A 19,907-nucleotide genomic window follows, 5' to 3' on the forward strand; every position below is an offset into this window, starting at 1 on the left:
ACAATCCCTAGAACACTCCGTCGAACGGGTCCTCCAGATCGCTCCAGTCGAGGCTGGCGAGCTCGGACTCGGTGAGCAGGCAGGCGTCCAGGATCGCCTGCAGCCGCGCCGGGTCCAGGCCCATGCCGGTGGCGACCACCGTGCACTCGGCCAGGTGCTCGGTGTCCGACCATTCGCCGAGCATCCCGAGGGAGGCGCTGTAGCCGGCCGACTCCCAGCGCACCCGCTGGGTCGGGCGGTTCGCCAGCCAGACCACACCGCGACTGCGGACGACGCCGGTGACGATGTCCTCGAGCGCGTCGTTCAGCCGGGCCGGATGCAGCGGTCGCGTCGACCGCCACAGCACCGTCGTCACCCCGTCGTCGCTCGGCTGCAGCCGGTCGGACGTGGCCAGCTCACCGGCCCACGCCTCGGCGGCGTCGAAGTCGAACCGCCCGGTCCGTGCCACCTGACCGTCCGGTACGCCGGAACCGCCGGCCGGCACGACCTCCGTCCGCGGATTCAGGTGCCCGAGCAGGTGCTCGAGCCGCTCGGGGGACGCACTGCGATGCGCGTTCGCCAGCACGCACACGTCGGCGTACTCGATCTGGCGTGCGGTCAGCTCCGCGACGTTGCGCCGGTCCGGGAGCCCGAGCGCCAGACCGCGCTCGGCGAGCAGTTCGTCGCCGGACAGTTGCGCGACCAGCAGTACGGCGTCGACCACACAGGTGACCGTGTCGACGACGATCTCCGGCAGCACCGAGACGAGCGTGCTGACCAGCGGCCGCGCCTCCATCGCAGGTGGCGCGGCGAGCACGATGTGGTCCCAGTGCGCGCGCTCGGCAAGCGTCTCCAGCAACGGCACCAGTGACTCGATCAGCTGGCACGCACCGCAGTCGTCGCCGACCGTGAACTCACCGGCGTCGATCGGCCCAGACCGGTCGTGCACGCGCCAGGACAGCACGCCGCGACGGGGGAGCTCGTCCTGGTCCACCTCGACGACCACGGTGGTCGCGTCGGTCATCGCCTCCAGGACAGGCGCCCGCAAGGTCGCGGAAAGCCCCACCAACAAGGACAACGGAGTCTTCGCTCGGGCGGTCATGGGACACATTATATGAAAACGGTTTTCATCAGTCCACCGGTACGGCGTGTCCGAAACAAGAGGCGGCAGACCGCGTTCTTCTGGTAGGCAAGGCACATGGCGATCGAGATCGGGAACTTCGCGGGTGAGTGGGCCGAGTTGCTGGAGCTGCTGGACATGGCGTTCTCCTCGCCGTGGACCGACGAGCAGTACGAGTCCGAGCGCGGGATCTGGGAACGTGAGCGCAGCATCGTCGCGAGTGAGGACGGTCAGCTCGTCGGGCATACCGGGACGTTCTCGCAGCTGATGACGGTGCCGGGCGGGCAGTTGCCGGCGGCGGGCGTGACGATGGTCGGCGTCCGGCCGACGCACCGGAGGCGCGGGATCCTGCGCGACCTGATGCGGGCGCAGCTGACCGCCGTACACGAGGCGGGCGAGCCGCTCGCGACGCTGACCGCGAGCGAGCCGGTGATCTACCCGCGGTTCGGGTACGGCCTGGCCTCCGATCACCAGGAGATCGTCGTACCGAAGGCATCCCGCGGGCTGCGGCCGGTCGCCGGCATCGACGACGTCCGGATCCGGTACGTCGACGCCGCCGAGAGCCTGGCGCGCTGCGCGGAGCTGCGGAACAAGCTCGCGCTCGACCGCGCGGGGATGTTCCAGCACAACGAGAACTGGCAGCGGTACACGATCAGCCCGACCGTCGTCAGCGATATCGCGAGCGCGTCCAAGATCCGGTGCGTCGTCGCCGAGCGGGACGGCGAGCTCACCGGCTTCGCGCACTACCGGACCAAGCGCGCCGAGAAGGGGTACGTCGACGTACTGCGCGTGCATGCCGTCGACGTCGCGTCGCACGCCGCGCTCTGGCGCTACCTGCTCGAGCCGGATCTGCTCAGCCAGACGCACTGCGAACTGCTGGCGTCCGACGACCCGCTGCTGGACCTGTTGCTCGACCCGAGGGCGCCGGGCGCGATCACCCGGGACGGGCTGTGGCTGCGGACGGTCGACGTCGGCCGCGCGCTGGCCGGGCGGACCTACGCGCGGGACCTCGACGTGGTGATCGAGGTCGTCGACGACTTCCTGCCGTGGAACGCGGGTCGCTGGCACCTGTCCGGCGGTACGGACGGCGCGTCCTGCGAGCAGGTCCGGCGCGATCCCGACCTCACGCTCGACGTACGCGATCTGGGTGCGGTGTACCTCGGCCGCCCGTCACTCGCACGACTCGGTCGAGCGGGCCTGGTCACCGAACACACCCCGGGCGCGGTGGCGGCAACCGCGGAAGCGTTTTCCACATCTCGACTTCCTTTCCTCGACACGGGCTTCTGAGGGGGTAATCTGCCCAGATGCAGACGCAGCGTAGGGGTGCGCTCGCGGCGGCTGTCGTGGTGTTCGTGGGGATCGTGGTGGCAGGGTTCGTCGTGCTCGCGTCGGCGAGCGGACCGGTGCGGCCGGTCAGCGAGAGCACGCTGAAAGCGAGCCCGCGCCCGCTGCCGACCCGGCTCGTCACCGAGACACCGCCGGCCCAGGCCACCCCGTCGCCGCGGATGCTGCCGCAGCACGATACGCCCGGGTGGCTGCTCGGGCTGTGGCAGGCGATCGTGTACCTGATCATCGCGGCGGTGCTGGTGTTCGTCGTACTGGTGATCGTCCGCGTGGTACGCCGGATCCGGTTGCCGAAGGCGGAGCCCGCGGACGAGAACTGGGAGCGGGTCAAGGCCGTGCGGCTGGCCGAGGCGGTCGACACCGGTCTCGCACAGATCGACAGCGGTACCGCGTCCGACGCGGTGATCGCGTGCTGGGTGGCGCTCGAGGAGGCGGCCGCGTCGGCGGGTGCCGCGCGGGAGCCGTCCGAGACGCCGGCCGAGTTCACCGTCCGGGTGCTCGGCGTCGGCGGGATCTCCGAGCCGGAGCTGATCCGGCTCGGGCGGCTGTACCGCGAGGCGCGCTACTCCAGCCACGGCTCGACCGAGGAAGCCCGCGCGACCGCCCGCGCCGCACTCCTCCGCCTCCGCGAAGAACTGGCCCACGCCGACCACACTGACCACACTGCGGACGACCGGTCGGAGGTCGCCCCATGACCTACCGCTGGAGTGCCCTCGAGGAGAAGGGTCCGCCGCCCGAGGTCAAGAAGCGGCGGTTGCCGAACAAGATGCTCGTGCAGCACCTGGGGATCGCCATGCTGGTGAGCCTGGTCCTGGTGGCGATCTTCGGTGCTGCCGGGATGGCGCCGCGCCCGCTGTGGTTCGTGGTGGCGGCGCTCGGCGCCGGGCTGGTCACGCTCGCGATCCGGCTGCTGCTGCCGGAGGTGCTGGAGACCAGTTGGCCCGGCCGGCACGACGACCGGCTGGCCGCGCTCCGGAGCCGGAACAGCGACAACCGGACCCAGTTCCTCGCCACCTGGTTGCAGGAGGCGAGCCGCGAACGGCGGGCCGGCGAGGGTTCACCGACGTTCGCCCGGCGGATCCGTCCGCTGCTGCTCGAGCTGGCCACCGACCGCCTGGTGCACCGGCACGGCATCGACCCGGAGCTCGAACCGGACCGGGCTCGCGAGCTCACCGGCGACCGGCTCTGGGCGCTGATCACCGGCGACGACAGACGCACCGCGTCCCTCGACGAGGTCGAGGACGCGATCCACACCATCGAGAACCTGTGAGGGATAGTGACTGAGGAGCTGACGCTCGCAGAGGTTTCCGACCTGAGCTGGCAGGTGCTGGAGCGGGTCGGCCAGGCCGTGGTCGGGAAGAGCGAGGCGCTCGAGCTCGTGCTGGCGGGCATCCTGGCCGGCGGGCACGTGCTGCTCGAGGACTACCCGGGCCTGGCGAAGACGCTGGCCGCGCGGTCGTTCGCCCAGGCGCTCGGGCTGGAGTTTCGGCGGGTGCAGTTCACGCCGGACCTGCTGCCCTCGGACGTCACCGGCGCGTTCGTGTACGACCAGAAGGAGTCCGAGTTCGTCTTCCGGCCGGGCCCGATCTTCACCGGGCTGCTGCTCGCCGACGAGATCAACCGGACGCCGCCGAAGACGCAGGCCGCGCTGCTGGAGTCGATGCAGGAGCACCAGGTCACCGTCGAGGGCCAGACGTTCCCGCTGCCGACGCCGTTCCACGTGCTCGCCACCGCGAATCCGGTCGAATATGAGGGCACCTACCCGCTGCCCGAGGCGCAGCTCGACCGGTTCATGCTCCGGATCGGCTTCGGGTATCCGAGCCCGGCGGAGGAGTGGGAGGTACTGCGTCGCCGGATGAGCCGCCGCCGCGAGGACCAGGCCGTCGACGCGGTGACCGACGCCGCGGGGCTGCTCGCCGCGCAACGGGCCGTCGAGACGGTGACGGTCGACGACACCGTCGGCCAGTACTGCGTGGATCTCGCGACCGCGACCCGCCGTGACTCGCAGGTCCTGGTCGGGGCGTCGCCGCGCGGATCGTTGGCGCTGCTGCTGACGGCGCGGGCGTACGCCGTGATCCAGGGCCGGGACTACGTCGTACCGGAGGACGTGAAGGCGGTCGCCGTGGCCGCGCTGGCGCACCGGATCACCGTACGGCCGGAGCTGTGGCTGCACGAGGTGACCGGCGCGACCGTGGTACGCACCGTGCTGGGGTCGGTGCCCGCACCGCCCACGGTCGCGGTCGCCCGATGAGGTGGCGCCCTACCCACGCGCAGATCCGGGCGGTCTGTGTTGCCGCGGTGCTGCTCGGTGCCGCGGTGCTGCTGCGGCGTCCGGACGCGGCCGTGTTCGGGTTGCCGATCGCGTTCCTGGCCGTCTGGGGACGGTACTTCCGGCCGCACGCGCGGCCCGACGTGCACACCGAGCTGGACGCGGACGTGCTGTTCGAAGGACAGGGAACGACGTACCGCCTGCGGGTCCCGGGGGAAGTGGATCCGGACATCGACCTGGTGGTGGCGGCGTTGCCGCGGACGTTGTGGTTCCAGTACGACCCGCCGCAGGCCGCGATCGCGGAGCCGGTCGCCGACGGCGAGGTGACGCTGGAGGTCGGCGTCCGGTCGAAGCGTTGGGGACTGCGGTCGTTGGAGCGGCCAACGGTGACGGCGACGTCGGCGGTCGGGGCGTACCGGATCCAGGTGACCTCGGCGGAGCCGCAGGCGGTCACCACGCTGCCGCTGCGGGAAGGGTTCGAGGCGGTGGACGCCGTACCGCGGCCGGCCGGGCTGGTCGGGCTGCACCGGTCGCGGCGGCCGGGCGAGGGGACCGAGCTGTCCGGCGTCCGGCCGTTCCGGACCGGTGACCGGTTGCGCCGGATCAACTGGGCGGTGTCGGCGCGGACGCAGGAACTGCACGTCACGTCGACCTGGTCGGACCGCGACACCGAGGTCGTGATCATGGTCGACACCGGCGGCGAGATCGGGATCAGCGAGGGCATCGACGGACGGTCGTCGAGCCTGGACACCGCCGTACGCGCGGCCGCCGCGGTCGCCGAGCACTACCTGCGGAACGGTGACCGGGTACGGCTGATCGACACCGGCAGCTTGTTCCGCGGCGTCCGGTCGGGGAGCGGGCGCGGGCATCTGCGGCGGATCCTGGACACGCTGGTGCACGCGGACCGGCGCGGCCGGCAGCAGGACGAGGAGCAACTCGCGCGGCGGAACCGGGTCCGCTCGGACAGCCTGGTGCTGGTGCTCAGCCCGCTGCTCCGCCAGACGATGCTCGGCTACATCGTCACGCTCGTGCACTCCGGCTGCACGGTGATCGCGATCGACACGCTGCCGCCGGACGTCGCGTCGATCATCGACGTCGACACCCACGACGCACGGTGCTGGCCGCTCGCCTGGCGGCTGCGGCTGCTCGAACGACGGCGCGACCTGGACCGGCTCAGCGACCTCGGCGTACCGACCGTCCCGTGGCAGGGGTCCGGCACACTCGACGAGGTCCTCCGCGACGCTGCCCGCCTGTCGGCCGCACCGAGGATCCGCTCATGACGGCTGACGAAAAGATCACGCTCTGGCTGGCGCAGTTGCGTGCTGCCGGGCGTACGGTGCTGCTCGCCCGGTTGGTGATCGCGCTGAGCGGTGCGGTCGCGCTCGTCGTGTCGGCCGTCCAGTCGTGGGACCAGTTGGACCTCGTGCCGTACGTCGGCGTACCGCTGCTGCTCGTCGCCGTCGTCCTACCGGACTCGCTGGCTGCGACGGTGTTCATGCTGGTGATCGCCCTCGGCTGGATGCTGCGCGCACCCGCGGCGGTCAGCTGGAGCCTGGTCCTGGCCGCGGTCGCCCTGGTGGTCCTGCACCTGTCGTCCGCCTTCGCCGCCCAGCTCCCGTCGTACGCCCGCGTGCACCGCTCCGCGCTGCGGCGCTGGTGGTTGCCCGCGGCAACAGCGACGCTGCTGACCGGGTTGATCGCCGGGTCCGCGGCTCTCGTCCACTACGCGAACGTCCCCGGTTCCCTGGCCGTGACGTCCGCGGCGATCGCCCTCACGGCCGTCACCATCTGGCTGGCCGCCGGCCAGAAACTCGACCGCGACTAGTTGTCGAAGGTCTTCGCGATCTCGGCGGCCCAGGGCATCGGGATCGGGTCCGGGCCGAGGAGCTGCATCGCGGACATCACGGTCATCAGCATGCCCGCGGAGAGGAACTCGCGGGCCTGTTCCGGAGTGGCGCCGGTGAGGTCGCGGATCAGCGTGTAGATGCTGCCGAATCGTTCGCGGACGCAGTCGCCGATCACCGGGTCGCCGCTGGCGGAGAAGCCGTGCAACAGGACCAGGAGGAGTTCGCGTTCGGCCAGCAGGCGTTCGTAGTTGCGGCCGAGCGCGCTCAGCTCCGGTGACTCGGCCGCCGCCTCGCGGAAGATCTCCTCGATCCGGTCGCAGACGCTCCGGATCGCGGCCAGGAACAACTGCTGCTTGGTCCCGAACAGCCGGATCACGTAGGGCTGGGAGACCCCGGCCAGCCGGGCGATCTCGTCGGTCTTGGTGCCTTCGTACCCGGACGCGGCGAACGCCCGCACCGCCGCCCGCAGCACCTCGTCACCACGTTCCTTCGCGGTCAGCCGGACCTTCGGAGTCACGCGTTCTCCTCTCATCGGTTGACATGTTATCAGTCGATGCATACTGTCGTGATCAGGCTTGTTATCAGTCAATTACAACAAGGGGTACGAGATGACATCGACCGCTCTCGGTGAGAGGCAGGCAACGGCCACCCGCGGCTTCGGTGCGGTGCTCGCGGCGGTGGGGATCCCGACGTTCATGGTCACGCTGGACAACCTGGTGGTGACCAACGCGCTCCCGGTGATCAAGCACCAACTGAACGCGTCGCTGTCCGACCTGCAGTGGTTCGTGAACGCCTACACGCTGTCGTTCGCCGCCCTGCTGCTGACCGCGGCCGCGATCGGCGACCGGCTCGGCCGGCGGCGGATGTTCCTGGCCGGCATCACGTTGTTCACGATCGCCTCGGCCGTCTGCGCTCTCGCGACCGAGCCGTGGATGCTGACCGGCGCGCGGGCGATCCAGGGCATCGGCGCCGCGGCAGTGATGCCGTTGTCGCTGACGTTGCTCGCGGACGCCGTACCGGAGCAGCAACGCAGCGCCGCGATCGGCATCTGGGGCGGCATCTCCGGACTCGGTGTGGCAGTCGGCCCGGTCGTCGGCGGCGCGGTCGTGGACGGGCTGAACTGGCAGTGGATCTTCTGGCTGAACGTCCCGGTCGGCGTCGTCGCCGTCCTGCTCGCCGCGCGCGTCCTGACCGAGTCCACCGGTACGTCGAGGCGCCTCGACCCGCTGGGGCTGGTCCTGGCGACAACCGGCGTACTGTCCGTCGTCTGGGGTGTCGTGCACGGAGCCGACGACGGGTGGACCTCGGGCGGAGTGCTCGGCACCTTGATCGCCGGCGGCGTCCTGCTCGCGGCGTTCCTCGGCTGGGAGCGTCGTACAGCGGCACCGATGCTGCCGCTGCGGTTGTTCGCGGTCCGCTCGTTCAGCGTGGTCAACGTCCTGGCGTTCACGTTCGCGGTCGGGGTGTTCGGGTCGGTGTTCCTGCTGGCGCAGTACTTCCAGGTCGTGCAGGGCTTCACGCCGTTCCAGTCCGGCGTACGGACGTTGCCGTGGACCGCGGCGCCGCTCGTGGTGGCGCCGATCGCGGGACTGATCGTCGACCGGGTCGGTGCGCGGACATTGATCGTGACCGGGCAGTTGTTCCTCGCGACCGCGCTCGCCTGGATCGCGCTGATCACCACGGCGACCACGCAGTACGGGGAGATGGTCGCGCCGTTCGTGCTGGCCGGGGTCGGCATGGGGCTGACGTTCGCGCCGTCGGCGAGCGTGGTGATGGACAGCGCGTCCGAGGCGGACCGGGGCGTGGCGTCCGGGACGAACAACACGATCCGCGAGGTCGGGGTCGCGATGGGTGTCGCCGTACTCGCGTCGGTGTTCGCCTCGGCCGGTTCGTACGGGTCGCCGGCGCAGTACGTCGACGGGCTCGTGCCCGCGGTCTGGACCGGCGCCGCGGTGGTCGCGGCCGGAGCTCTCGTCGGGCTTCTTCTCCCCGGCCGCCGGCGGTCCGCGGTGTGATCTTCTCCGGTGATTACAGTGTGACCGTGCTCGACGCAGACGACGTACGACGGATCGCGCTGTCCTTCCCGGAGACCGTGGAGAAGCAGCGGTGGGGACACCCGACGTTCGACGTCGCGGGGCGGATGTTCGTCACGGTCCCGGACGACCGGACCTCGTTCGCGGTCCGGTGCCCGCGGCTGGAACGCGACGAACTGATCGCCGCCGAGCCGGAGAAGTTCTGGGTGCCGAAACACGAGGCGGGCTCGAACTGGGTTCGAGCCCGCCTCGGCGCGCTGGAGGACGCCGACGAGCTGCACGACATCCTGTTCGACTCCTGGCGGCAGGTCGCGCCGCCCGAGTTGTCAGCTGACGTTCGAGGGTGACGCCGAGAACGTGTTGCAGCTGGCCGGGTTCCCGGTCTTGAACGACTGGCCCATGAACCGGCCCTGACTGGCCACGCTGCCGTGGTCACCTTCCTCGGGCTTGTCGCCCGCGGTGACGACGTACTTGTTCCAGACGTACAGCATGTTGCCGTTGATCGGGTAGCTGGCCTTGTTCACCGCCAGGAACACTCCGGCGAAGCAGTTCGCCTGCAGCTCCATCCGCCGGGTCATCCGGGTCTGGCCGGCATAGTCGCTCTGCTCGTACCGCAGCTTGCTGGCCGCCTGCAGGATGCCGGTCATGTTCTGTACGCCGTGGCCGAACTCGTGGGCGATCGACCGGGTGTACCACATCCGCGCGTACGCCTGCGCGATCGGATCGCCGGGGTACTCGGTGTAGGCCTCCACGAACACGTCGACCTTCATGTACAGGATGTTGTTCGCCGAGCAGTAGAACGGCACGTTGATGGCGCCGTCACCGCACGGGTTCGTCACCGTCGTCCCGGACCAGAACTCCATCTGCGGCGACTCGAACGTGTACCCGGCCTTCTCGACCAGCGGCTTCCAGGACTTGTCCAGGCACGGCTTGACCGCGATCCAGTAGGCGGCCGCGTTCTTCGCGTTCGTCGGCCGGACCTTCGGCTCCGTGCAGCCCACCGACGCCATCTGGCCGACGGTGTAGATCGGGTTCTTCGCGACGATCGTCGCGTTGGATGCCTGCGAGGGCGAGCCGGTCGAGGTCGACGTCGGCTGTCCGGTCGGGGAGGCGGTCGGCTTCGGGGTGTACCGGCTCGGCGTGACCGGCGACGTGGTCGTATCGTCGGTGGCCGTCCGCAGCAGGCTGATCAGCGTGCCGCCGACGATGCCCACGGCGACCAGCGCCAGGATCGCGATCAGCGGGGCCTTCGACTTCTTCCGCCGCGGCGGCTGCCACCCGGGACCTCCCGGGCCGGGGCCGAAGTTCGGTCCCCAGCCGAAGCCCGGACCCTGCTGCGGTGGCCCGAACTGCGGTGTGTACTGCGGCATGTTCTGGGGCATCTGTTGCGGAGGGCCGTACTGCGGCTGTTGCGAAGGGCCGTACTGCGGCGGCGGCCCGGGCTGCTGATACTGCGGATTTTGCTGGTACGGCGGGTTCTGGCCCGGCGGCCCATAGGGTGGCTGGCTCAACGCGCCGTTCCTCTCGTCCCTCTGTGCAGGCAGTGCGACCGCCACAGTATCGACCGGTAAACGGGTCAGGTTGCGGGCCCCCCGACGGGTAGGGTCGGCCTGTGACGACACCGAACAGCCCGATCGACCAGCTTGCCGAGCGGCACCTCGAGCAGGACGTCGTACTCGACCCGATCGGCGCCACCGAGATGGGCATCGCCGGCCACGACCACGAGCTGCCGGACTTCACCCCGGACGGGTTCGCGGCGCGGATCGACCTGACCCGGCGGTCGCTCGCCGAGGCCCGCGCGATCGAGCCGTCGAGCCCCCGCGAGGAGGTCGCCAAGGACGCCTTCGTGGAGCGGCTCGGGCTGCAGCTGGAGACGTACGAGGCCGGCGTACCGCAGCACCAGTTGAACGCGATCTCGTCGGTGCCGGCCGCGCTCCGGCAGGTGTTCGACCTGATGCCGACGGCCACCGAGCAGGACTGGGAGGTGGTCGCGATCCGGCTGAACCAGATCGGTACGACGCTCGACGGGTACCGCGACACGCTGCTCGAGCAGGCCGCGCGGGGCCGGGTGTCCGCCGTCCGGCAGGTGACCGGTCTCGCCGACCGGATCGCGAGCTGGACGGGAGCCGACGGCGACGACTTCTTCGCCGGACTGGCCGCGCAGGCGCCGTCCGGTGCGGTGCAGCCGGCCGTCGAGGCGGCGGCGTCGTCGGCACGGAAGGCGTTCGAGGAGTTCGGCGCCTGGCTGACCGCCGAGCTCGCGCCGCGGGCGCCGGAGCGGGACGCGTGCGGCCGCGAGGTGTACGAGCTGGCCTCGCGGAACTTCCTCGGCGCGAAGGTCGACCTCGAAGAGACCTACGCCTGGGGCTGGCAGGAGCTGGCCCGGATCGAGAACGACATGCAGGACATCGCCGCCGGGCTGAACGGCGGCGACCGGAACATCGAGGCCACCGCCGCGCTGCTGGACAACGACCCGGCGCGGACCATCCAGGGCAAGGACGCGTTCCGGGACTGGATGCAGCAGCTGTCCGACACCGCCGTCGCGGACCTCGGCGGCACGCACTTCGACATCCCGGACGAGATCCGCACCCTGGAGTGCATGATCGCGCCCACCTCCGACGGCTCGATCTACTACACGACTCCGAGCGAGGACCTCACCACGCGGCCGGGCCGGATGTGGTGGGCGGTGCCGAGCGGCGTCGAGAAGTTCGCCACCTGGCGCGAGGTCACCACCGTGTACCACGAGGGCGTTCCGGGCCATCACCTCCAGTGCGCCCAGACCATGCTGCGCACCGACCTGCTGAACCGGTGGCAACGGCTCGCCTGCTGGGTCTCCGGTCACGGCGAGGGCTGGGCGCTGTACGCCGAGCGGCTGATGGAGGAGCTCGGCTACCTCGAGGACGCGGGCGCCCGGTTCGGGATGCTGGACGCGCAGGGCTTCCGGGCAGCGCGGGTGATCGTCGACATCGGCATGCACCTGGAGCTGGAGGTGCCGCGGGACAACCCGTTCGGGTGGCGGCCGGGGGAGCGCTGGAACGCCGCGCTCGGGTTCGAGTTCCTCCGGGCGCACTGCCGGATGGAGACGGAGTTCCTCCGGGCCGAGCTGAACCGCTACCTCGGCTGGCCGGGGCAGGCGCCGTCGTACAAGGTCGGCGAGCGGATGTGGCTGCAGGCGCGCGAGGAGGCCAAGCAGCGCAAGGGGTCCGCGTTCGACCTGCGCGAGTTCCACCGGGACGCGCTGAACCTCGGGTCGCTCGGCCTGGACCCGCTGCGCCGGGCGCTGGCGAAACTGTGAGCATCCGGTTCGTGCTGGCGTCGGCGTCGCCTGCCCGGCTGAAGACCTTGCGCAGCGCGGGGATCGAGCCGGAGGTGATCGTCTCCGGCGTGTACGAGGACGACGTGACCGCGGAGAGTCCGGGGGAGCTGGCGCGGTTGCTCGCGACACTGAAGGCGCGGGCCGTGGTCGCGAACCTGACCGACCACGCGACGGTGCTCGGGTGCGACTCGGTCCTGGAGTTCGACGGGCAGCCGTACGGGAAACCGGAGACGCCCGAGGTCGCCCGGGAGCGCTGGAAGATGATGCGCGGGCGGAGCGGCGTACTGCACACCGGGCACTGCCTGATCGACACCTCCGGCAAGCAGGAGTTGCGGGAACTGTCGTCGACGAAGGTGCAGTTCGCGGACCTGACCGACGATGAGATCGACGCGTATGTCGCCACCGGCGAGCCGCTGGTCGTCGCCGGAGCCTTCACCGTCGACGGGCTCGGCGGCCCGTTCGTGACCGCGATCGAGGGCGACTACCACAACGTCGTCGGCCTCTCCCTTCCGCTGCTCCGCCGCATGCTCGCCGAGGTAGGCGTCTCCTGGCCGGCCCTCTGGAAAGCCCAGAAACCCTTCACCTACGACGAATCCGTAGCCTCCACCTACGACGAAACCCGAGGCGGCGAACCCCGAGCCCAAGGCGCCGCAGCAGCCGTCGACAGTCTTCTTGAGAGCCCCGGGAGAGTGGTGGAGCTGGCTGTGGGTACGGGCATTGTGGGGGCCGAGCTTGTTGCTCTCGGCAACCTGGTGCACGGGTTCGACCTGTCGACCGCGATGCTGGAACGTGCGAAGGTCCGGCTGCCCGGGCATGTCGCGGCCGCGGACGCCGCGCGCCTGCCGGTCGCCGACCGCCGGTGTGACGCGGTGGTCGCGGTCTGGCTGCTGCACCTCCTCGACGACAGCGAACCGGTGATCGCCGAGGTCGCCCGCGTCCTGCGGACCGGCGGTGTCTTCGTCACGACCACCGAGAAGACCGACGCCAGCAGGTACGCCGACACCCGCGGCCCGAACGACACCCGCTCCCAGGACTCCCTCGCCCACCTGACCGCACTCGCCGCCCGGCACGGCCTCGTCCTGGACGGCGCCACCACCTTCCCCGGCCCGGTCCGCAACACCGGCAACGCGCCGACGTACCCCGTGGTCCGCTTCCGCCGACGCTGACTAAGGGTGTGCGGACGCCCGCCACTGACCGGGACCGGGGTGGAACGGGGTGCGCGTGTTGCGCCAGTACGTCGCCCAGTTGCCGGCGCGGCCGGTGTCGGGCGCGGGTCGGGGGGCCGCGGCGCGGGCCGCGATCACGGTGACGAGAGCGGCCAGTTCCTCGGGGGTCGGGTTTCCTTTGACGACCTTCACAGTGCTCACAGTGGGATGTTCCCATGCTTCTTCGGGGGCAGGGTGTCGCGTTTGGTGCGCAGCAGGCGGAGCGCGCGGACGATCTCGGCGCGGGTCTCGCTCGGCTTGATCACGGCGTCGACGTACCCGCGTTCGGCCGCGATGTACGGGTTCGCCAGGTGGTCCTCGTACTCGGTGATCAGCTCCTGGCGGCGGGTCTCGACGTCGTCGGCCGCGGCGAGTTCGCGGCGGTGCAGGATGTTCACCGCGCCCTGCGCGCCCATCACCGCGATCTGCGCGGTCGGCCAGGCGATGTTCATGTCGGCGCCGAGGTGCTTCGAGCCCATCACGTCGTACGCGCCGCCGTACGCCTTGCGGGTGATCACGGTGATCATCGGCACGGTCGCCTCGGCGTACGCGTAGATCAGCTTGGCGCCGCGGCGGATGATGCCGTTCCACTCCTGGTCCGTACCGGGCAGGAACCCGGGGACGTCGACGAACGTGAGGATCGGCAGGTTGAACGCGTCGCACGTCCGGACGAACCGCGCCGCCTTCTCCGAGGCGTCGATGTCGAGCGTGCCGGCGAACTGCAGCGGCTGGTTCGCGACCACGCCCACCGGGCGGCCCTCGACCCGGCCGAAGCCGACGATCATGTTCGCCGCGAACAGCTCCTGGACCTCGAGGAAGTCGCCGTCGTCGAGCACCGCCTCGATCGCGGTGTGCATGTCGTACGGCTGGTTCGGCGAGTCCGGGACCAGCGTGTCCAGGGCGAGGTCCGTGTCGTTCGGCTCGAGGTCGGCCGGTGCGTCGTACACCGGGGGATCCTCGAGGTTGTTCTGCGGGAGGTGACCGACGAGCGCCTTCACCCACTCGATCGCGTCCTCCTCGTCGGAGCCCAGGTAGTGCGCGTTGCCGGACTTGGTGTTGTGCGTCCGGGCGCCGCCGAGCTCCTCCTGGGTGACGTCCTCACCGGTGACGGTCTTGATCACGTCCGGGCCGGTGATGAACATGTACGACGACTCGTCCACCATCACGGTGAAGTCGGTGACCGCGGGCGAGTACACCGCGCCGCCGGCACACGGGCCCATGATCAGCGAGATCTGCGGGATCACCCCGGACGCGCGGACGTTGCGGCGGAAGATCTCGCCGTACAGGCCGAGACTGACCACGCCTTCCTGGATCCGCGCGCCGCCGGAGTCGTTGATGCCGATCAGCGGGCAGCCGATCTTCATCGCCAGGTCCATCACCTTGACGATCTTCTCGCCGAACACCTCACCCAGGCTGCCGCCGAACACGGTGAAGTCCTGCGCGAACACGCACACCTGCCGGCCGTCGATGGTGCCGAACCCGGTCACCACGCCGTCGCCGTACGGGCGGTTCGCCTCCAGGCCGAAGCTCGTCGACCGGTGCCGGGCGAACTCGTCCAGCTCGGAGAAGGAGCCCTCGTCCAGCAGCAGCTCGATCCGCTCCCGGGCGGTCTTCTTGCCGCGGGCGTGCTGCTTCTCCACCGCCCGCTCCGACCCGGCGTGCACGGCCTCGTCGAGCCGGTGCTCGAGGTCCGCGATCTTCCCCGCGGTCGTGTGGATGTTCACGGTCTCTCCCATGAACGGGCAGCCTACGCGCCAGTACGCCGTACCGCCTGTGACCTCCGCCGCAGATACGTTCGCCGACTGCCGAAGGATGGTGTCGACAGGCTCGTACGCCGCCGTACAGGCCACCACGACCATGCGGCCGCCGACCGCGACATCCCCTACGAAGCCGCGTCAAGCAGTCCCCATCGCAGCCACTCGGTCCACGACCGCCACCAGACCCGCCCAGCCCACCCCGAGCCGAACCCACGACCGCTGACCCTTCGACTGACCAGGATTGAGGCGTGGACTACGCCGACTTCGATGCGGAACGCCGCCGGATCATTCGTGCCTGGGGTACCGAGATCACCGAACCCGAACAGTTGGCGGAGGCTGTCCGGCAACTGCGCGAACAGGCAGCGACGATGACCGTCCCGGCCGACCAGCACCGGGCGACGCGGTACCTGGGAACGCTGGACGACCTGGTCGCCGCGGCCTCGGAACCGGAGAGCCCGTCGATCCGGCAGGCATCCGACGTCCTGCTGAAGGCATCTGCCCCGGAGGGTACGCCGGCCGAACGCCAGGCCCGCGCCGCCGCGGGCGTCACCGAGATCGCCCGGATCGCCGCCGAGGCGCCGAGCGTCGGCGAGCGGGACGCCGTACTCGAGATGAACGAGACCCTGGTCATGATCGCCGGGGATCGGGGCGGCCCGGGCGAGCCGGCGGCCAGGTTCGCGAGTGACCCGGCCATGACGCCCCCGGGCCGGATCGGGCCCCCGGCGGGTGCCCCGGCGTCGCGGTCCGCCGGCACCGGAGTTCCGAAGCAGCCGATCCGCGACCGTTGACCCAGCGTTCAACCTGCCGGATGCGATGATGGCGGGATGGATTACGGGGAGTTCGACGCCGAGCGCCGCCGGATCGTGCGTGCCTGGGGAACCGAGATCACCGACACGGACCAGTTGGTGGCCGCCGTCGAACGACTGCGGGCGCAGGCCCCGACGATCGCCGACGACGCCGACCGGGCGAAGGCGATGCGGTACCTCACGACACTCGACGACCTCGTCGAGGAGACCCGGACCCCGGAGAGCCCGACTATACGGCAGGCATCCGACGTACTGCTGCGCGCATCGGGCCCCGAAGGCACCCCGGCCGAGCGAAGGGCGCGTGCCGAGGCCGCCATGGCCGAGATCGCCCGGATCGCCGCTGCCGCGCCGACCGTCGGCGAGCGCGACGCCGCCCTCGAGATGAACGGGACCCTGATGTCGATCATCGCGGTGATCGACCTCGGACCCGCGGCGGACTGACATGGCTGGACCGATCGTCCGGAACCCCGGCAGCCAGGTGCCCGACCTGGACAACGGGCTGTGGGAACGCGTGATGAACGCGGTCGCGGCCGAGTCCGGTTCGCCCGTCTCGCTGTGGAACGGCCAGTTGAACTACACCACCAACCCGGACTATCGCGGCGCGGCGTACCCCGACGGCACGATGGAGCTCAACCGGACGCTGGTGGTCGAGCCGCTGCAGGAGATGTACGCGACCCGTGGGCAGCCCGCGACGCAGAACCAGTGGATCGAACGCCGGAACGCACTGAAGACGGTCAGCCACGAGTTCAATCATCTGGCCGGCCCTGCGGACCACACCCATGCCCGCTGGCACGCCGACCTGGTGCCGATGGAGTACCGCCCGCTCGAGGAGGGTGTCACCGAGGCCTGGAGCCAGGCCAGGCTCGACCAGATCGCCGACCGCTCGCTTCCGCCGGACCTGGCCGCACAGGTCAAGGCCGTCCGGGGCCCGCACTCGTACCCGGCGTACGAGCCGGCGGCCCGCGCCTTCGCGAACCAGGTCGGCATCGAGTCGAACCTGTCCGGCGACGAGGTACTCCGCCGGATGGCGAGCCAGCCACCCCGGTCGAAGGGCCGAGCGGCCGCGGACGCGATGTTCGACAACTCGGACCTGCCCAACCTCGTGCCCGCGGACGAGCAGGAAGGCGTCCGCCAGCGCCTCGCCGAACAGATCGACCGCGACTTCGGCGAACTGCAGAAGCTGGGCGAGAGCACAGACCCCAACCTGAGCACGATCTCCCGCCTCCGCGGCGCCGAGATCGCCGACGGCGTCCGCCAGACCGTCCGCGCAACAGAAACGCAGTACCGCAACCAGTTGGGTCAGCAACAAACCCAACAACTCCAGCAAACCGCAAACCGCGAACGCCCCACAGTCGAATTCCCCCGCCCGCAGCAGCAGCCTCAGCAGCAGCCCCAGCAGCAGCCCCAGCAGCAGCCCCAGCAGCAGTTCCCGCGGCTTCAGCCGTTGCCGCCGAGGCCTCTTCAACCACCGAACCAGCAACCCCAGACACCACCACGTCCCCAGCACCAACCGGCGCAGCCGCAGGCCACGCCGCGCCCGCAGTTCGCACCCGGCCAGCCGCAACAGACGCCTGGCCAGGCGCAGCCGCAACAACGCCCCGGACAGCCCCCGCAGGGGCAGTGGTGGCACCAGCAGCCTGCCCAGCCACAGCAGCCGCCGCACTCACAGCAGACGCCTGGACAGAGGCAACCGCAGCAGGGCGCAGGTCAGTCGCCGCAGGGCCAGTGGTGGCAGCAGCCACAGGCACAGCCCCAACAGCAGCCCCAGCCGCAGCAGCATGCGCAGTGGCAGCAGCAATCGCCGCACTCACAGCAGGCTCAGACTCAGCAGCAGCCAGGTGCTGGTCAGCCCCAGCAGCCCCACCAGTGGTGGCAGCAACAACCCCAGCCGCAACAACCGCAGCACCAGCAGCCGCCTCGGCCGCAGCAGCCTGCGCAGTGGCAGCAACCGCAACAACCCCAGCAGCCGCAGCACCAACAGCCGGTGCAGCCTCAGCAGCAGTACCAGCACCAGCAGTCGGCTCGGCCACAGCAGCCTGCACAGTGGCAGCAACCACAGCAGCCGCAGGCGCAGTACCAGCAGCAGCCGCAATACCAACAGCCGCAGTATCAGCAGCCTGGTCAACCGCAGCAGCCGGCTCGGCCGCAGCAGCCTGCGCAGTGGCAACAGCCGCAACAACCGCAGCAGCCGCAGACGCAGTGGCAGCAGCCGCCGCAATACCAACAGCCGCAGTATCAGCAGCCTGGTCAACCGCAGCAGCCTGCGCAGTGGCAGCAACCCCAACAACCGCAGCAGCCGCAGCACCAACAGCCGGTGCAGCCTCAGCAGCAGTACCAGCACCAGCAGTCGGCTCGGCCGCAGCAGCCTGCGCAGTGGCAACAGCCGCAGCAGCCGCAGTGGCAGCAGCAGTCGCCGTACCAGCAGCAGGCGCCTGCGCAAGGGCAATCGCAGTATCAGCAGCCTGGTCAGCCGCAGCAGTACCAGCAATCCCAGCAGGCGCAAGCGGCGCCCCGGCTGGGGCAGTATCAGCAATGGCAGCAGCCCCAGAATCAGCAGTACTCGCAAACGCAGCAGCCTCAGAACTCGCAGGCGCAGCAGTCGCCGTACCAGCAGCCTCAGAACCAGCAGGCGCAGCAGTCGCCGCATCAGCAGACCGGGGCTGGGCAAGGGGTGCAGAACGGGCAGTGGTGGCAGCAGGGGCAGGCGCGTCAGGCTGGGCCGGGTGCTGGGCCTGGTGGTGCGGGTGGAGGGGCGGCGGCGCGGGATTCGGAGGTGGCTGCGTTGCGTTCGGTGCTCGAGAACCAGGCGCCCGCGTCAGACGCGACGCGAGTGCCTTGCGGTCAGGCGGCTTCGGCGCGGCGCGATGGTTCGCGCGGCGTTGAGCAGTCGGCCGGCCGGACCACCGACAGTCCGGGCAGGTAGCCCGAGCGTGCTGCACGTGAACGGCGGTGCGTCCGGCACTCGGTGAGCTGACGTCAGGCCGGGCCGGTGGTGAAGAGTTTGGGGAGGCGGGCGGCCTGGGCCAGGTCGCCGCGGACGGTGAGGCGTTGTTTGAGGAGGGCGAGGATCGGGTCCTCGTTGCCGGTGACGATGCGCAGCAGGGTGGTGGGGTCGGTGCGGATCGAGATGTCGGGGGGAGTCGGCTGCGGTTCGACGGGCGTGCAGCGGCCGTCGTGGATGCGCAGCCAGTACTCGTCGACCGTGCGGCCGGCCCCGCCCGCGCCGGTGATCTGCCAGTTGATGACAGCCTCGAATCCGGCGGCCCGGGCGGGTCGGAGGTACTCCGGCATCCGCCGAAAGATCTCGCGCAACGCGACCTCTCGTACTCCCCCGATGAGTCGATGCCGAAGCTCCCGCTCCGACGTCCGGTCGACCAGTCGAGCGAGCTCGCTCGCGTCCAGGGCGGTCACACCCTCGGACTCGAGCCAGCGGGCACTGCCTCGTTCGGTCATCGACCACCCCCGCGGCAGTTCCTACCAGACTGTAGGAATTTCCTACGGTGTTGTAGCTTTGTCAAGTGGTTGGGGACGGTGGAAAACGCCGGCGCGCGCCGCATCTCGGGCCGGAGCGGCGGCGGCCGTTGATCCTGGACGCGGCGCTGGAGGTGTTCGCGGCCAAGGGGTACGCCGGTACGACGATGCAGGCGGTCGCCGACGCCGCAGGAGTCACCAAGCCCGTCGTCTACGACTGCTTCCCGAATCGTGACGAGCTCCTGCTGGCGCTGCTCGCCCGCGAGGAGCAGCACCTGGTGATCACGATCGTCGGAGCCCTGCCCGCGGATCCCAGCGCCGGTACGCCGGAGGAGCACGTCCGCGACGGGTTGACCGCCGTCCTGACCGCGGTCGCGAAGCAGCCGCAGTCCTGGCGGATCGTGTTCGGGGCGCAGTACGGCGCCGCGCCCGTCGTCGAGGACCGGGTCCGGGCAGCCCGCGCGTTCCTGGTCGAGAGCCTGCGGCTGACGCTGATGAAATCGTTGCCGGACGTCTCCGACCCGGACGCCCAGCTCCCGGTCCTGGCCGAGCTGCTCGCCGCGATGACCGAAAGGTGTGCCCGGCTGCTCGTCAACGACGCGACCGACCGCACCCCGGCCGAGCTCGCCTGGACCGTTTCCCGGGTGGTCGCGGGCGGTTTCCGAAACGTTTGATCCACATACTGTGAAGTAGCTGAACGCACGGTCACGATCGGCTTCCAGTAGGCGGACTCGGCAGCACGGACGGGCGTCCGCCGATA

Annotated in this window: 20 protein-coding genes; 14 read left to right on the top strand and 6 right to left on the bottom strand. The window is 70.4% G+C overall.

The features are described from left to right. Nucleotides 1-7: 7 nt before the first annotated feature. A complete protein-coding gene (locus AB0M51_RS38900) occupies nt 8-1,081 on the bottom strand; it encodes a GTP-binding protein (protein ID WP_344199115.1) in 1,074 nt (357 codons plus the stop codon). A gap of 96 nt (nt 1,082-1,177) precedes the next feature. On the opposite strand from AB0M51_RS38900, the gene AB0M51_RS38905 reads away from it, so the two are divergent. From AB0M51_RS38905 to AB0M51_RS38930, 6 genes are read left to right on the top strand one after another with little or no spacing between them, the layout of a single operon-like run. Continuing rightward, nucleotides 1,178-2,386 (top strand): GNAT family N-acetyltransferase, encoded by a 1,209-nt coding sequence (locus AB0M51_RS38905; protein WP_344199113.1) that lies wholly within the window; start codon nt 1,178-1,180, stop codon nt 2,384-2,386. 17 nt (nt 2,387-2,403) lie between these two features. Next, nucleotides 2,404-3,138, top strand: a complete 735-nt coding sequence (locus tag AB0M51_RS38910) for a DUF4129 domain-containing protein (RefSeq protein ID WP_344199111.1) — start codon at nt 2,404-2,406, stop codon at nt 3,136-3,138. Then, nucleotides 3,135-3,713, top strand: a complete 579-nt coding sequence (locus AB0M51_RS38915) for a hypothetical protein (protein WP_344199109.1) — start codon at nt 3,135-3,137, stop codon at nt 3,711-3,713. Before AB0M51_RS38910 ends, AB0M51_RS38915 begins: the two co-directional genes overlap by 4 nt. 6 nt (nt 3,714-3,719) lie before the next feature. After that, entirely contained in the window at nt 3,720-4,694 is a 975-nt protein-coding gene (locus AB0M51_RS38920; RefSeq protein WP_363753630.1) for a MoxR family ATPase, read from the top strand. Continuing rightward, nucleotides 4,691-5,992, top strand: a complete 1,302-nt coding sequence (locus AB0M51_RS38925) for a DUF58 domain-containing protein (RefSeq protein ID WP_344199105.1) — start codon at nt 4,691-4,693, stop codon at nt 5,990-5,992. Before AB0M51_RS38920 ends, AB0M51_RS38925 begins: the two co-directional genes overlap by 4 nt. Further along, nucleotides 5,989-6,537, top strand: a complete 549-nt coding sequence (locus AB0M51_RS38930; RefSeq protein ID WP_344199103.1) for a hypothetical protein — start codon at nt 5,989-5,991, stop codon at nt 6,535-6,537. Before AB0M51_RS38925 ends, AB0M51_RS38930 begins: the two co-directional genes overlap by 4 nt. On the opposite strand, the gene AB0M51_RS38935 is transcribed toward AB0M51_RS38930, so the two are convergent. Beyond that, on the bottom strand, nt 6,534-7,076 hold the full coding sequence (locus AB0M51_RS38935) for a TetR/AcrR family transcriptional regulator (protein ID WP_344199101.1): 543 nt from the start codon (nt 7,074-7,076) through the stop codon (nt 6,534-6,536). The two genes, AB0M51_RS38930 and AB0M51_RS38935, sit on opposite strands and share 4 nt — an antisense overlap. Before the next feature lie 91 nt (nt 7,077-7,167). Here AB0M51_RS38935 and AB0M51_RS38940 point away from each other — a divergent pair, with 91 nt between their 5' ends. Both AB0M51_RS38940 and AB0M51_RS38945 read left to right on the top strand, forming a co-directional pair. Further along, nucleotides 7,168-8,574 carry an MFS transporter gene (locus tag AB0M51_RS38940; RefSeq protein WP_344199099.1) on the top strand — a complete coding sequence of 469 codons (1,407 nt, stop codon included), beginning with the start codon at nt 7,168-7,170 and terminating at the stop codon, nt 8,572-8,574. Nucleotides 8,575-8,600: 26 nt separating this feature from the next. Next, on the top strand, nt 8,601-8,939 hold the full coding sequence (locus AB0M51_RS38945) for an MmcQ/YjbR family DNA-binding protein (protein ID WP_344199097.1): 339 nt from the start codon (nt 8,601-8,603) through the stop codon (nt 8,937-8,939). Here AB0M51_RS38945 and AB0M51_RS38950 read toward each other — a convergent pair. Further along, complete coding sequence (locus tag AB0M51_RS38950; protein ID WP_344199095.1) at nt 8,919-10,103, bottom strand: neutral zinc metallopeptidase; 1,185 nt, start codon at nt 10,101-10,103, stop codon at nt 8,919-8,921. The genes AB0M51_RS38945 and AB0M51_RS38950 overlap by 21 nt on opposite strands. Nucleotides 10,104-10,204: 101 nt before the next feature. Between AB0M51_RS38950 and AB0M51_RS38955 the strand changes: the two genes are divergently transcribed. After that, the gene (locus tag AB0M51_RS38955) at nt 10,205-11,887 is read left to right on the top strand and encodes a DUF885 domain-containing protein (RefSeq protein WP_344199093.1); all 1,683 of its coding nucleotides are present in this window, start codon (nt 10,205-10,207) and stop codon (nt 11,885-11,887) included. Continuing rightward, nucleotides 11,884-13,074, top strand: coding sequence for a Maf family nucleotide pyrophosphatase (locus AB0M51_RS38960; protein WP_344199091.1), 1,191 nt, complete (start codon nt 11,884-11,886; stop codon nt 13,072-13,074). The genes AB0M51_RS38955 and AB0M51_RS38960 overlap by 4 nt, the downstream gene beginning before the upstream one ends. Here AB0M51_RS38960 and AB0M51_RS38965 read toward each other — a convergent pair whose 3' ends face one another. Further along, nucleotides 13,075-13,275 carry an acyl-CoA carboxylase subunit epsilon gene (locus tag AB0M51_RS38965; RefSeq protein WP_344199089.1) on the bottom strand — a complete coding sequence of 67 codons (201 nt, stop codon included), beginning with the start codon at nt 13,273-13,275 and terminating at the stop codon, nt 13,075-13,077. Beyond that, complete coding sequence (locus AB0M51_RS38970; RefSeq protein WP_344199087.1) at nt 13,272-14,849, bottom strand: acyl-CoA carboxylase subunit beta; 1,578 nt, start codon at nt 14,847-14,849, stop codon at nt 13,272-13,274. The genes AB0M51_RS38965 and AB0M51_RS38970 overlap by 4 nt, the downstream gene beginning before the upstream one ends. A 269-nt stretch (nt 14,850-15,118) precedes the next feature. Here AB0M51_RS38970 and AB0M51_RS38975 point away from each other — a divergent pair, with 269 nt between their 5' ends. From AB0M51_RS38975 to AB0M51_RS38985, 3 genes are read left to right on the top strand one after another with little or no spacing between them, the layout of a single operon-like run. Beyond that, a complete protein-coding gene (locus AB0M51_RS38975) occupies nt 15,119-15,658 on the top strand; it encodes a hypothetical protein (RefSeq protein ID WP_344199085.1) in 540 nt (179 codons plus the stop codon). A 36-nt stretch (nt 15,659-15,694) separates the two neighbouring features. Then, entirely contained in the window at nt 15,695-16,117 is a 423-nt protein-coding gene (locus AB0M51_RS38980) for a hypothetical protein (RefSeq protein WP_344199083.1), read from the top strand. A 1-nt stretch (nt 16,118) separates the two neighbouring features. Further along, nucleotides 16,119-18,599 (top strand): hypothetical protein, encoded by a 2,481-nt coding sequence (locus AB0M51_RS38985; RefSeq protein ID WP_363753641.1) that lies wholly within the window; start codon nt 16,119-16,121, stop codon nt 18,597-18,599. A 53-nt stretch (nt 18,600-18,652) separates the two neighbouring features. On the opposite strand, the gene AB0M51_RS38990 is transcribed toward AB0M51_RS38985, so the two are convergent. After that, nucleotides 18,653-19,129: an SCP2 sterol-binding domain-containing protein gene (locus AB0M51_RS38990; protein ID WP_344199079.1), complete on the bottom strand. Its 477-nt coding sequence runs from the start codon at nt 19,127-19,129 to the stop codon at nt 18,653-18,655. A 65-nt stretch (nt 19,130-19,194) separates the two neighbouring features. Between AB0M51_RS38990 and AB0M51_RS38995 the strand changes: the two genes are divergently transcribed. After that, nucleotides 19,195-19,821: a TetR family transcriptional regulator gene (locus tag AB0M51_RS38995; protein WP_344199077.1), complete on the top strand. Its 627-nt coding sequence runs from the start codon at nt 19,195-19,197 to the stop codon at nt 19,819-19,821. Nucleotides 19,822-19,907: the final 86 nt, after the last annotated feature.

Source organism: Kribbella sp. NPDC051137 (assembly GCF_040682535.1).
Classification (GTDB): Bacteria; Actinomycetota; Actinomycetes; order Propionibacteriales; family Kribbellaceae; genus Kribbella; species Kribbella karoonensis.